Raw genomic sequence first — 13,226 nt, 5'->3', positions numbered from 1 at the left:
AAAAATATTTAACAAACGAATTGTGCAAATAACTAATCCAATTAAAAAAAGGATGTGAACAATATGTGAACATTGGCACTAATTTCGCAGGGGGCATTTTATACATTGAATACCAATAAGAGATATCCGTTGGTTGGAGTGCGCCCATGTTTGCATCAAATTCAAATATCTATCAAAGCCTATTAAATAGGGCAAACACGCAGCCTGATGCTGTCGCTATTGTTTTTGAAGAGCAGCATTGGCGTTATCGCCAGTTATTGGTGAAGGTCAACCAAACGATGTTTTGGCTAACATCGACCCTACAATTGCGAAAAGGCGACCGTATTATTTTGGGGTGGGGAAACACCATAGAGTTTTGCCAGCTATTTTATGCGGCGGTGGGGCTGGGTATTCAGGTTATTCCATTAAGCACCAAAATGAAGGAGTTTGAGGGCAAAGAGCATCTTTCACGTATTAATGCAGATGCCATTTTTTGGGATGATACCTACCAGCCGTGGTTGGGGGACTTTAATGTGAAAGGTATCAGCCTTTCTCAATGGAAAGCATTAACACTGACGGATGAAATGACGTTTGTGAATCATGTTAATGAAGAAGACCCCGCCGTCATTATTTTTACATCAGGGACAACAGGGGCACCAAAAGGTGCAGTCATTACGCATAAAAATATTTTGTCAGCGGTTTATGCTTATCAACAAACATTAAAATTAACTGAAAATGATAAAACGATATTAGCCGTACCGATTTACCATATTACTGGGCTATCGGCTATTTTGGCATTATTTATTCATATTGGTGGAACTATTTTTCTACATCAAAAATTTAATGCTAAAGAAATGATTTCAACAATTGCGAAAGAAAAAATTACTTTTTTACATGGCTCACCGACAGTTTTCATTTTATTAGTTCAAAAGATAAAAGAAAATAAAAGCATTAATTTAGAAAGATTTAATTCTTTGAAAATGATTGCCTGCGGTGCAGGGCATTTAAATGAAGGAACGATTAAAGAGCTATCTTATATTTTTGCAAAAACATCAATTCATTCTATATATGGTTTAACGGAAACATCGTCCCCTGCAACGGTATATTTAGATGATATTCGAAACAGCCCGAAAAAAGCCAGTTCAGGCACACCAGTTCCAGGGCTGAAAGTTTCGATTAGAAGTGAAAAGGGTGAAGAAAAACAGGTAAATGAAACAGGGAATATTTGGGTTAAAGGGGATGTTGTCATCCAGCGTTATTGGCCTGATAGCCCTGCAAATACCACGTCGTTTCAGGATGGGTGGTTCTTTACTGGGGATATTGGTTATCTGGATGAAGACGGCTTTCTTTATATTCAAGATAGAATTAAAGATATGATTAATCGAGGTGGGGAAAAAATTTATTCTATCGAAGTTGAAGATTTAATTTCCAATTACCCTGGTGTCAATGAAGTCGCCGTTATTCCAGTAGAAAGCCCAATTTATGGTGAAGAACCGATAGCGTTTATTATTCCAGAAAGCCAAGTGTGTTTAACCAGTAAAGAAATTATGGAATGGCTAAAAGAACGGATACCTAATTATAAAGTCCCTGTAAAAATTATGTTTACCCGTAATTTCCCAAGAACATGGAATGGGAAAATAAGTAAGAAAGATTTAAAACAGCGATATTATTCTTTAAATAGCTAATAGCTAATTCTTTTTTAATTTATCAAATAAAGGGCTATGAAATATTAGCCTTTAGGTAGGTTTTATCATGAATAATAAGTTTATCTCTAAACAAGAAGCCGCTGAATTAATTAATGATGGCGATACAATTTGTACTGTGGGAATGACATTAACCAGCGCAGCTGAGTCTATTTTGTCTGCCATTGAACAGCGTTTTTTATCAGAAGGTTCGCCAAAACAATTAACGTTAGTGCATGCGGCAGGGCAATGTAACCGTATTCGCGGCAATCAACATTTTGCACATCAAGGCATGGTGAAACGTATTATTGGCTCTCACTGGGGATTAGCGCCGCGTTGGATGCAGATGATCAACGACAATGAAGTTGAGGCCTACTGCTTACCTCAAGGGCAAATGGTGCATTTGTATGGCGCGATGGCAGCAGGTCTTCCTGGTCGTTTATCCAAAGTCGGTTTAGGGACATTTATTGACCCTGATTTAGAAGGCGGCCGAATGAATGCTAAAACGCTAGCACTGCCACCGCTGGTCGAAAAAGTGAGTTTTAAAGGGGAAGATTGGTTGTGGTACCCCGAAATTCCGCTGGATGTTGTGGTGATCCGCGGTACGCATGCAGACAGCAAAGGCAACCTGACCACTGATGAAGAAGCCATGTCGTTGGAAGTGTTGCATGCGGTTTTAGCGGCAAAACGCTTCGGTGGGAAAGTCATTGCTCAGGTGAAGTATTGCGTGGAAGAAGGCACTTTGCACCCGAAACGCGTTACTGTTCCTGCCAGTTTTATTGACCACATTGTGATTTGTGATAACCCAGAAGAAGACCACCGCCAGTCTTCAAGTTGGTTCTTTGACCCAACACTGTGCGGTGATATCCGCACGCCTGTACAGCAAACCACACCATTGCCGCTCGATATTCGCAAGTTGATCGGGCGTATCGCCTGTCGTTACCTCACTGAAAACTGTGTGATTAACTTAGGGACAGGGATCCCGAATGATGTGATCGGTTCAATCATTCAAGAGGAAGAGGCCACGAAATGCGTGGATATCACTGTGGAATCTGGCATTTGGGGCGGAGTTCAAGCGGGGGGGATTGATTTTGGTATTGGCCGCAACCTGTCTGCGATGATCAGCCACCAAGATCAGATGCTTTACTACAACGGGGCGGGGGTAGATATCACCTATATGGGCGCAGGGGAAATGGATGCCAGCGGCCATGTGAATGCCACTTTACTTGGCAATATTTGCCCAGGAGCAGGTGGGTTTATTGATATCACACAAAATGCCCGCCATGTGGTTTTTTGCTCAACATTTACTGCGAAAGGGTTAGATATCCACTGTGAAAACGGGCAGTTAAAGATTACCCGTGAAGGGGATATTCGTAAGTTGGTGAATAACGTTAGGCAGATTTCTTGGAACGCAGATGTGGCACGCCAGATTAACCAAACCATGCATTTTGTCACGGAGCGTGCGGTATTTACCTTGGGTGGAAAAGTGCCTGTATTGGTTGAAATCGCACCAGGGATTGACATTGAGCGTGACATTCTTGCCCATATGGATTTCGTGCCAGAAATCTCCCCTGATTTGAAAGTGATGTCCTCTTCATTATTTGAAGAAGCGCCTTTTGGTTTGGTTTCGTATTTATAGTTTCAATATTAAAGAGGAATTTATTTATGTTAGTCAAAGACAAAGTTGCCATCGTCACGGGCTCAGCAAGAGGTATTGGTTTTGCTATTGCACAGGTACTGGCAGAAGAAGGTGCAAAAGTGGTGATTTCCGACCTCGCGATGTCCTCTGGTGAAGAAAGCGCAAAACAGCTACAGGATCAAGGCTTTGAAGCCGTGTTTATCCCGTGTGATATTTCCAAACGCGAGCAAGTAAATGCACTCTTTTCACAAGCTAAAGAACACTTTGGCGCCATTGACGTGATTGTCAATAACGCAGGGATCAACCGTGATGGCATGCTGCATAAGTTAAGTGACGACGATTGGGATAAGGTTATCGACATTAACTTGAAAGGCACGTTTAACTGTATGCAAGAAGCAGCAAAATTGATGCGCGAGCAAGGAAGTGGTCGCATTGTGAATATCTCTTCCGCAAGCTGGTTAGGAAATGTGGGGCAAGCTAACTATGCAGCCTCAAAAGCAGGGGTTATCGGCTTAACGAAAACCGCTTGTCGCGAATTGGCGCGTAAAGGCGTCACCGTCAATGCTATCTGCCCTGGGTTTATTGATACTGACATGACCCGGGGTGTGCCTGAAAAAGTGTGGGACATCATGATCAGCAAAATCCCTGCGGGCTTTGCGGGTGACCCACGAGACGTTGGGCAATGTGTGGCGTTCTTAGCGTCAGACAAAGCGCGCTATATCAATGGCGAAGTGATTAACGTTGGCGGCGGTATGGTGCTGTAGGAGAACAGAATGAAAAACGCAAATGATATTGTGATTGTCAGTGGTGTGAGAACGGCGATTGGTACCATGGGTGGCAGTTTTGCGAACACGCACCAACACGATTTAGGGGCTGAAGTGATCCGCGAAGCCGTAAAACGTGCAGGGATCGCACCAGAAGATGTGGATGAAGTGATTGTCGGAAACGTGGGGCAAATCGCAGAAAGCGGTTTTATTGCGCGGATCTGTCAACTACGTGCTGGCTTACCAAAAGAAACTACCGCTTATTCTGTTAACCGCCAATGTGGCTCGGGGCTACAGGCACTGGCAGATGGCATGATGTTGTTGCAAACAGGGCAGTCGAATGTGGTTGTGGCATGCGGAACGGAAAACATGACCATGCTGCCGTACTACTTGCGTAAAGCGCGTTATGGCTACCGCATGGGCAATGATGTTTTAGAAGATGGATTGACGTCGATTTTAACTTGGCCTGAAGGCCCATACCACAACGGGATGACGGCGGAAAATGTCGCAGAGCAATTTAATATTTCCCGTGAGGAAATGGACGATTTTGCCTGGGATAGTCAGCAAAAAGCGCTGAAAGCCATCGAAGCAGGTTACTTTAAAGATCAAATCCTGCCGATGGAAATTCAAGAAGGGCGTAAAGGGACACGTATTTTCGATACGGATGAACACCCACGAGATACGCCAAGGGAAAAACTGGCAAAATTACGCCCTGCATTTAAAGCGGATGGTGTGATTACTGCAGCCAACTCTTCAGGGATTAATGATGGTGCAGCGGCATTAGTGATGATGCGCCGCGAAGAAGCGGAAAAACGTGGTTTGAAGCCACGGATGAAAGTGGTGGATTGGGCGGTTGCAGGATGTGAAGCCGCTATTATGGGGTTCGGTCCCGCACCTGCGACACGCCGCTTGATGGAAAAAATAAAGATGGATGTCAAAGACATTGATCTCATTGAGTTAAATGAAGCTTTTGCCGCTCAGGCGATAGCAGTTATGAATGATTTGTCATTAGATAGTTCACGGGTCAATGTGAATGGCGGCGCGATTGCACTGGGTCACCCCGTTGGGGCGAGTGGGGCGATTTTACCCGTTAAGTTAATGTATGAAATGGAACGCCGTCAGGTTACTACAGGGTTAGTGACGATGTGTATCGGTGGTGGTCAAGGGATATCAATGTTGTTCGAAAGAGAATAAGAAATACCGCAAGTAAAAAGCCCGACGTGGGGCGTCGGGCTGTTGCTGAGGTAATAACAACAGGTAGGGGAATGTAAGAAAGCACCAAGCCTGTTTCACTGCAACATGAGGATCTTATCTATGTTTTCTACAAATGCAAAGTTAGATTATGCGGCACAGGGTAAAAAGACCAACGCAAAGATATATCGCAACCTGATGCCGTTATTGATTTTGGCTTATATTATTAGCTTTATTGACCGCACGAATATCGGGATGGCAAAACATGCGATGTCGATAGACCTCGGATTATCTGCCACGGCATTCGGGATCGGCGCGGGGTTATTTTTCCTGACCTATTCAATTCTTGAGATCCCAAGTAACCTGATCATGGAAAAAGTGGGTGCGCGCTTTTGGATCACGCGGATCATGATCACGTGGGGGTTATTGTCTGCCGCAATGGCATTCGTTACAGGGCCTACGTCTTTTTATATTCTGCGCCTATTATTAGGGGCAGCAGAAGCGGGGTTATACCCTGGTGTGATCCTGTATATGACCTACTGGTTTAGCCAAGAAGAACGGGCTAAAGCAACTGGGTTATTCTTATTAGGGGTGTGTCTTGCCAATATCATTGGTGCACCATTGAGTGGTTTATTGTTAAGCATGGATGGGCTATTAGGTTTCCATGGTTGGCAATGGATGTTTGTGATTGAAGGTTTACCTGCGGTTATTTTGGCTTTTGTCGTGTGGTTTGTTTTACCGAATAAACCAGAAGACGCAAAATGGTTAGATGAAGACGATCGGAATTATATTAAATATAAACACGAGCAAGACCAAAACAGCATTAGCGTCAGTAATAACAAATTCTCACTTAAGGCGGCATTTAAAAATAAAGCGTTTATGATGATTGTCGCGATTTATTTTACGCACCAATTCTCTGTATACGGCTTAAGTTATTTTTTACCAACGATTATTGGTGAATACGGTAAATTAACGCCAATTCAAATAGGCTTATTAACGGCAATTCCTTGGATTTCAGCGGCTATTGGCGGCATTTTTGTGGCAAGAAAAGCGAATACTCCGCGTCGTTCGTCCCGCATTTTAATTTCGGGTTATGCGGTGATGGCTGTTGGATTGGTGATTGGGGCACTTGGCGGGCCAGTGGTTGGGCTAATCGGCTTTTGCTTAACTGCCTTTATGTTCTTTGTTGTGCAATCTATTATTTTCTCACTTCCACCAACGTATATGAGTGGTAGTATGCTGGCAGGGAGTTTGGCCTTACTGAACTGTTTAGGGTTATTTGGCGGTTTCTTAGGACCATTTATTTTAGGTTTCTTTGAAGATTACACAGGCACTGCCACCTCTGGATTATGGTTTGGTGTTGGCTTGTTGGTTATCGGAACACTTATCGCTTCGCGAGTGAACACCAACGGTATGAGCAACAGCGAGAAAGTAAAAACGCCAACATCGGTACAAGCAAAATAACGCAACATCGCCATTTACAATAGGAAAGCCTACATGAAAATTGTTATCGCACTTGATTCCTTTAAAGGAAGTTGCTCAGCACAGCAGGCATGCCAAGCAGTTGCTGAGGGTTTCAAGCGTGTATCCTCCGATTTGGATATGACGTTATTGCCAATATCTGATGGCGGAGAAGGCCTGTTGGAGTCACTAGAGCATAGTCCAGTTTTATCTGGTGTAACGCCTTACATATTGACGTGTACAGGGCCTTATGGCAGCCAAGTTGATGCACGGCTGTTGGTGCTGGACGGAAAAACCGCTTTTATTGAAATGGCACAATGCAGTGGCCTAGAGCTTGTCAAACCTGAATTTCGCCATGCAGAAAAAGCCTCAACATACGGTTTGGGGGAAATGGTGAAATATGCCCTCGACTTGGGGTGCAACCGCATTATTCTTGGTATAGGTGGAAGTGCAACAAACGATGGCGGGGCGGGCTTTGCGCAAGCACTTGGCGCACAATTTTACGATAAAAACCATCAACTGATTAGCTCGCCAATAAATGGTGAGAACCTTATTAATATCGCAAAAATTGACTTGGATAAGTTTGATCCTCGTGCTGCGGCCGTTGAATTTAACGTATCTTGTGATGTGGAAAACCCGCTGCTCGGCAAAAATGGAGCAACGTATATTTATGGCCCACAAAAAGGGGCTGATAAAACTGTACTAGACCAGCTGGAAGCAGGTATGACGCATTATGCACAATTAATGTCGAGTACCTTAGGGAAAGATGTCTCATCAGAAGCGGGAAGTGGCGCGGCTGGTGGACTCGGTGCAGGATTGCGTTGGTTTGTCGATGCTAAGCTCGAAAAAGGGATTGACCTTGTTCTCGGGTTATTGGGTGCAGAGGCTTATATTCAACAAGCAGACTTAGTGATTGTTGGAGAGGGGCGGATGGACAGCCAAAGTGCCAACGGTAAAGCACCCGTCGGTGTCGCCCGTATGGCAAGCCGCTTTGGTGTGCCGACAATCGCCTTATGCGGTGGATACAGTGAGGATAGTCGAATTTTGTATCAACACGGGATTACGGCGATGTGGTCACTTTGCCCTGGACCTGTTTCTTTAGAGCAAGCGATGGTTAATGGAGAGCGTTACCTAGTGGATACCGCTGAAAACTTACTAAGAACAGTATTAGCAAGCCAAAAAATTTAATAAAACAATAAGATGAGGCGGTAATATGCTACTGACTGAAAAATTAGCTAATGATATTGTCACGCGTGCGATGGGGATCATCCACCACAACGTCAATGTGATTAACAGTCAGGGGATGATTATCGCTTCAGGTGAAAAAAAACGTATTGGTGAAACACATGAAGCCGCAGTGGAGGTGATCCGCTGCGGCAAACGGATCACAATTTACAATGAAAATGAAGCCCGTGCTTATTCTAATGTAGCCCCAGGGATCAATCATCCGATTATTGTGGCTGACAAAGTGGAGTTGGTGATTGGCGTGAGTGGCGATCCCGTGGTTATTCAGCGTTATGCGGAATTAGCGATTCTTACCGCGGAGTTACTTATTCAGCAAGAAATTGAGCGTCGTAGCATCAATTGGCAGCACCGCTTACGGGATATGTTATTTGTTCAGTTTATTGAAAGTGCCACACCTATTCAGGGACGTAGTGCATTATTAAAGCTGCATAACTCAGGTTTTTCGTTTTCGCTACCCACGATCCCAGTGATTATTAATATTGAAGCCATTCAATATCGCCCTGAAATCTTAGATACCATCATTACAGAATTATCGGCGATGGAAAAAAGTGATGTATTGCTACTCAATAGCCGTGAAGTATTGATGCTATTTCCCTCAAAACACTATCAAAATGAATCATTTATTCCTAACCTACATTTTATTTTGGATGGTCAACTGAGTCAGTACTATATTGGTGTTGGTGTGCAAGCCGATAGCGAAGAACATGTGCGTGATGCGGTGCATTTTGCTCGCTCAGTGATTGATGTGGGACGTCAGACAGTCCCTGAAAAACAGGTTTTCTTATTTAAAGAAATGGCTTCATTTTGTTTATTTAATGAGTTAGAAAACAGTTATTTATTTAATTTCTTTTTGGATATTTGCAACAAAATTTTATTGCATGATTCAGGGGAAAGTTTGTTGGAAACGTTAGAGTTATTTTTATCGCAAAATGGTGAAATTGGTAATACCGCTTTGCAGCTTGGTATTCACCGCAACACGTTAAGTTATCGGCTACAACAAATTAAAAAGCAAACGGGGCTAGACCCAACAAAATTCACTGATTTGATTCAACTATCGGTGGCGATGCATGGCTACCGTCGGCGTTATCCAAAACAGCAGCCATGGTTAGATGCATTAACCTAATTATTACTTTTGCTGTAAAACCCAAATAGCGGCTTCAATACGCGATTTTAAATTGAGTTTTTTCAGTAAATGCTTCACATGTACTTTAACGGTACTCTCCGTAATATTTAATTTATTGGCAATCTGCTTATTGGATAGCCCCCGTGAGATTAAATCTAAAATATGCGTTTCTCTTGGGGTGAGTACCGATAAATTATGTTCAGTAGATGTGCGATTATCTCTTAATGATTCGGCTAAAACAGAGGCTAATGTTGGACTGACAACCATTTTACCGCTGGCGGCTTCTTTCAATGCAACAATAAGTTTTTCGGGTTCCATATCTTTTAATAAATAGCCATCAGCACCGTGTTTTAGCGCATTAATTAAATCTTCACCATAGTTAGAAACGGTGAATAAAATAATGCGGCCAGAAAGTTCGTGGTTGCGTAAATTGCAGAGGACTTCAAACCCGTTCATTCCTGGCATATTTAAGTCTAATAGGATTAAATCCGGATCATATTCTTCGGCGATTTTAATGCCTGTTTCTCCGTCATCAGCTTCCCCAATGACTCGCAATGTCGGCTCTAAGCTGATTAGTTGCTTAACCCCATTACGCAGCATCGGATGATCATCAATGAGTAAAATTGTGGATTGGCCAGTGGTGATATTTTTGTTTTCCATCAACAAGTAACTCCAATTTAATTAAGCCACAGCGAGTGGGAATGTGACACTGACTGTTGTTCCCCCCTGAACACGAGGTGCAATTTGGTATTCTCCGTTTAAGCTCAGAGCCCTTTCCCTCATGATAATCAGTCCATAATGGTTATTTTTTGTGGGCAGGGGTTGAATACCGTCACCATTATCTTCAATGGTGACGGTGATAACGTCTGCATTTTCGAATAACGAAACTTGCGACCAATTTGCATTGGCGTGCTTGAGAATATTGCTCAAGGCTTCTCGGATTATCTGTATGATATGAATAGCTTGGTGTGGCGAAATGCTTTTTGCTGGCAGTTGGTAATTCAAATTTATTTCAAAGCCAACACGTTGGCTAAATTCATTGATAGTACTTTCTAAAGAGGGCAATAAACCTGGTTCAGTGAGCTTTAACCTAAAAGTGGTTAATAATTCACGTAATTGGCTATAAGCAGAGTTAATTTCATTGCGCATTTCATTGAGTAAATCTTGTTGTTTATTGGGCAAAGATTCTGGCTGCATTTGCAGATAGCTAATTTGCATTTTTAAACATGATAACGATTGGGCAATAGAGTCATGGAGTTCTCTGGCGATTGCCGAGCGTTCATCCATAATTAGCAATTGTTGTTGCTGCTCTAATTGGTGCGCCATTGCTAACATACCAGTGATTTGTTTGACCAACATTAGCACTAAATTATTTTGCTCATCGGATAAAGGCCTATCTATTGAGATCTCAGCTAGGATAACCCCATAGCGGTGTAAATTATCGGAGATATCCCACGATAACATTGTTGGATGTTCCACGGTTTCAGGGGCTGGAAATTCACCACAGTGGATGTCATGAAAATAGGTATCGTTATTTTCTTCATATAGCCGCAAGCTAATATTTTTAAGGGGGATTAGGTTTTGTAGTTCTATCAGTACTTTTTCTAGGCGTACCGCCAGTGGGTCGATGGAATGCAAGGTACGATTTGATTGATACAGGTACAGCAATACTTTGTTTTTATTCTGTAAGTCTGCCGTTTTTTCTTCGACACGAGACTCTAATTGACGGTAACTTTGCGCTAATTCATCAGACATTTGGTTTAATGTTTGTCCAAGAGCGCTAAGCTCATCATGTTTTTTATACGTTGGATAACGTTGGTTAAAATCCCGATGACTAATCGCATTCACCATATTTAACAGTTTTAGCCAAGGGTAATAAATTTTCTTCCTAAAATGGCAAATGGTGAAGAGTAATAATAGAGAAACGAGGCCGATAAACACCATTTGTGTCATGGCGACATAGGTCATTTTACGTTCTGTTTTTTCATCGATACTTTTTACTAACTCATCGATTTTATTAACAAAAGTGATAACCTCAAAACGTGCATCATTGGGGGAATTGGCTTTTGCTAGCGCAGGTCTTAAGTCGTTTAGCCAATATTGGTGAAGCTCGCTAAATAGATTAGTTAAATCCTCTATTTCGACCACTTGGGTTAATTCAGGGCTTAATAAATCATGTTCAAGTTCATTCAGATAAATATCCGAATAGGTATTGAGTGGTGTTAATGAAAGCAAGTGATAACTTTGCATTCTTAGCGACCCCGATTTATTTATTGCGTGAGCGTTCCCTTGCACGCTAATAATCATTTGGTTGGAAATTGTCATGCCAATAATACCGAGTACAGCAATCAATAACATTAAGCCAATAACTTGGTTAATGATTGAAAATCGGCGGTTCGCAGTTGGCATACATAATCCTTAATTCCATGACATCATTATTCAATATTTTTTATAACGCTATTATTGTTCCTCTATTAGACAAAATTGAATATGCCACTTCGGTATTACTCCCTAATATCTCGCCGAGTCTTTTTGCTAAAATTTGCATCAATGAATGTTTTTAATGTATTAAATTATTCGTTTATATTTAATTGGTTAACTAAAAATACCCCTAATACTCCTCTGGTGGACGGTCTGAATTTCGTGCCAAATTTGATTTAAATCTACCTTGATTTAGATCAGCTTCATGCTGGCTTATTCGCCACACACTGCGCTCAGAAAATCGTATTTATCGGGGTGAATTATGTCTCAACGAGAGAGGATTAATAATACGGCTGCGCAGCCAAAAGGTGTTATTCAGGATTGGCGTCCTGAAGAAAGCCAATTTTGGCAGCAAACAGGCCAGCGAATTGCCAAACGTAATTTGTGGATTTCAATTCCGTGTTTATTGCTTGCATTCTGTGTATGGATGCTATTTAGTGCGGTTGCTGTTAATTTAAATAAAGTGGGTTTTAATTTTACCACTGACCAATTATTTTTATTAACCGCACTGCCTTCCGTTTCTGGCGCCTTATTACGCGTGCCCTATTCTTTTGTTATTCCTATCTTTGGTGGTCGTCGTTGGACGGCAATTAGCACTGTATTTCTGATTATTCCGTGTATTTGGTTGGGGTATGCGATTCAAGACCCAACAACGCCATACCAAGTATTTGTGATTATTTCCCTGCTTTGTGGTTTTGCTGGGGCAAACTTTGCATCAAGCATGGCGAATATCAGTTTCTTTTTTCCGAAAGCTCGCCAAGGTGGTGCGCTGGGCTTAAATGGTGGTCTAGGAAATCTAGGTGTTAGCGTGATGCAGTTAGTCGCCCCGTTTATTGTCGGTGTGGGGGTGTTTGCTTTTGCGGGTGGAACAGGAGCGGTTCAGCCTGACGGTTCTGTACTTTGGCTGGAAAATGCTGCGTGGGTTTGGGTGCCATTCTTGCTGTTCTTTACGGTGATGGCATGGTTTGGCATGAACGATTTGGCAGCAAATAAAGCCTCCTTAAAACAGCAACTTCCTGTTTTAAAACGTGGACATCTGTGGATTTTAAGCCTGTTGTACCTCTCAACATTTGGTTCATTTATCGGTTTTTCCGCGGGCTTTGCCATGCTGTCGAAAACCCAGTTTCCCGATATCGTCATCTTGAAATTTGCCTTTTTTGGCCCATTCCTTGGTGCATTAGCCCGCCCACTTGGCGGCATGCTGTCTGACCGTTTTGGCGGCGTCAAAGTGACTTTCCTGAACTTTATCGCCATGGCTATTTTTTCAGGGCTACTGTTCTTTACCTTGCCAGAAAATGGCCAAGGCGGCTCCTTCGGTGCGTTTTACGGTGTGTTTATGGTGCTGTTTTTAACGGCAGGTTTAGGCAGTGGTTCCACATTCCAAATGATTGCCGTGGTTTTTCGCAAATTAACCATGGACAAGGCTTTATTAAGAGGTGCTTCAGAGCAAGAAGCACAAAAAGAAGCAGTAACAGAAAGTGCGGCAGCGCTTGGGTTTATCTCTGCCATTGGTGCAATTGGTGGCTTTTTTATTCCAAAAGCCTTTGGGACGTCGTTAACCCTGACAGGCTCACCCGCTGATGCCATGAAAGTGTTCTTTGTGTTCTATCTCTCTTGTGTGTTTATCACGTGGTTAGTTTACGGACGTACCCACAAATAAT

The 13,226-nt window shown here is 42.6% G+C and carries 10 protein-coding genes; 8 read left to right on the top strand and 2 right to left on the bottom strand.

Features of this window, described 5'->3' with window-relative positions; genetic code table 11:
- Positions 1–146: 146 nt before the first annotated feature.
- The 7 genes from M1F05_RS18660 to M1F05_RS18630 all read left to right on the top strand — a co-directional run bounded on the left by M1F05_RS18660 (position 147) and on the right by M1F05_RS18630 (position 9,084).
- The gene (locus M1F05_RS18660; RefSeq protein ID WP_206083347.1) at positions 147–1,664 is read left to right on the top strand and encodes a class I adenylate-forming enzyme family protein; all 1,518 of its coding nucleotides are present in this window, start codon (positions 147–149) and stop codon (positions 1,662–1,664) included.
- Positions 1,665–1,731: 67 nt separating this feature from the next.
- Positions 1,732–3,300 carry an acyl CoA:acetate/3-ketoacid CoA transferase gene (locus tag M1F05_RS18655; RefSeq protein ID WP_206083348.1) on the top strand — a complete coding sequence of 523 codons (1,569 nt, stop codon included), beginning with the start codon at positions 1,732–1,734 and terminating at the stop codon, positions 3,298–3,300.
- 26 nt (positions 3,301–3,326) lie between these two features.
- Positions 3,327–4,064 (top strand): 3-oxoacyl-ACP reductase FabG, encoded by a 738-nt coding sequence (fabG, locus tag M1F05_RS18650; protein WP_206083349.1) that lies wholly within the window; start codon positions 3,327–3,329, stop codon positions 4,062–4,064.
- A gap of 9 nt (positions 4,065–4,073) precedes the next feature.
- A complete protein-coding gene (locus M1F05_RS18645; protein WP_206083350.1) occupies positions 4,074–5,258 on the top strand; it encodes a thiolase family protein in 1,185 nt (394 codons plus the stop codon).
- 120 nt (positions 5,259–5,378) lie between these two features.
- The gene (locus tag M1F05_RS18640) at positions 5,379–6,719 is read left to right on the top strand and encodes an MFS transporter (protein ID WP_206083351.1); all 1,341 of its coding nucleotides are present in this window, start codon (positions 5,379–5,381) and stop codon (positions 6,717–6,719) included.
- A gap of 33 nt (positions 6,720–6,752) precedes the next feature.
- Complete coding sequence (locus tag M1F05_RS18635) at positions 6,753–7,904, top strand: glycerate kinase (protein ID WP_206083352.1); 1,152 nt, start codon at positions 6,753–6,755, stop codon at positions 7,902–7,904.
- A 25-nt stretch (positions 7,905–7,929) separates the two neighbouring features.
- Positions 7,930–9,084: a CdaR family transcriptional regulator gene (locus M1F05_RS18630; RefSeq protein ID WP_206083353.1), complete on the top strand. Its 1,155-nt coding sequence runs from the start codon at positions 7,930–7,932 to the stop codon at positions 9,082–9,084.
- 3 nt (positions 9,085–9,087) lie between these two features.
- Here the strand turns inward: M1F05_RS18630 and narL are convergent, their stop codons facing one another.
- Both narL and narX read right to left on the bottom strand, forming a co-directional pair.
- Positions 9,088–9,744, bottom strand: coding sequence for a two-component system response regulator NarL (narL, locus tag M1F05_RS18625; protein WP_206083354.1), 657 nt, complete (start codon positions 9,742–9,744; stop codon positions 9,088–9,090).
- Positions 9,745–9,765: 21 nt separating this feature from the next.
- On the bottom strand, positions 9,766–11,493 hold the full coding sequence (narX, locus tag M1F05_RS18620; RefSeq protein WP_206083355.1) for a nitrate/nitrite two-component system sensor histidine kinase NarX: 1,728 nt from the start codon (positions 11,491–11,493) through the stop codon (positions 9,766–9,768).
- 334 nt (positions 11,494–11,827) lie between these two features.
- On the opposite strand from narX, the gene M1F05_RS18615 reads away from it, so the two are divergent.
- The gene (locus M1F05_RS18615; protein ID WP_206083356.1) at positions 11,828–13,225 is read left to right on the top strand and encodes a NarK family nitrate/nitrite MFS transporter; all 1,398 of its coding nucleotides are present in this window, start codon (positions 11,828–11,830) and stop codon (positions 13,223–13,225) included.
- The last annotated feature ends 1 nt before the right edge of the window (position 13,226 follow it).

Source organism: Providencia sp. PROV252, from assembly GCF_033676005.1.
GTDB classification, from domain to species: domain Bacteria; phylum Pseudomonadota; class Gammaproteobacteria; order Enterobacterales; family Enterobacteriaceae; genus Providencia; species Providencia vermicola.
This window is presented reverse-complemented; position numbering and strand designations above follow the sequence as displayed.

What these genes read in the sequence shown, in the direction of transcription:
- M1F05_RS18660 (WP_206083347.1), top strand. Translation starts at nt 147, where the DNA reads ATGTTTGCATCAAATTCAAATATCTATCAAAGCCTATTAAATAGGGCA.
- M1F05_RS18655 (WP_206083348.1), top strand. Translation starts at nt 1,732, where the DNA reads ATGAATAATAAGTTTATCTCTAAACAAGAAGCCGCTGAATTAATTAAT.
- fabG (WP_206083349.1), top strand. Translation starts at nt 3,327, where the DNA reads ATGTTAGTCAAAGACAAAGTTGCCATCGTCACGGGCTCAGCAAGAGGT.
- M1F05_RS18645 (WP_206083350.1), top strand. Translation starts at nt 4,074, where the DNA reads ATGAAAAACGCAAATGATATTGTGATTGTCAGTGGTGTGAGAACGGCG.
- M1F05_RS18640 (WP_206083351.1), top strand. Translation starts at nt 5,379, where the DNA reads ATGTTTTCTACAAATGCAAAGTTAGATTATGCGGCACAGGGTAAAAAG.
- M1F05_RS18635 (WP_206083352.1), top strand. Translation starts at nt 6,753, where the DNA reads ATGAAAATTGTTATCGCACTTGATTCCTTTAAAGGAAGTTGCTCAGCA.
- M1F05_RS18630 (WP_206083353.1), top strand. Translation starts at nt 7,930, where the DNA reads ATGCTACTGACTGAAAAATTAGCTAATGATATTGTCACGCGTGCGATG.
- narL (WP_206083354.1), bottom strand. Translation starts at nt 9,744, where the DNA reads ATGGAAAACAAAAATATCACCACTGGCCAATCCACAATTTTACTCATT.
- narX (WP_206083355.1), bottom strand. Translation starts at nt 11,493, where the DNA reads ATGCCAACTGCGAACCGCCGATTTTCAATCATTAACCAAGTTATTGGC.
- M1F05_RS18615 (WP_206083356.1), top strand. Translation starts at nt 11,828, where the DNA reads ATGTCTCAACGAGAGAGGATTAATAATACGGCTGCGCAGCCAAAAGGT.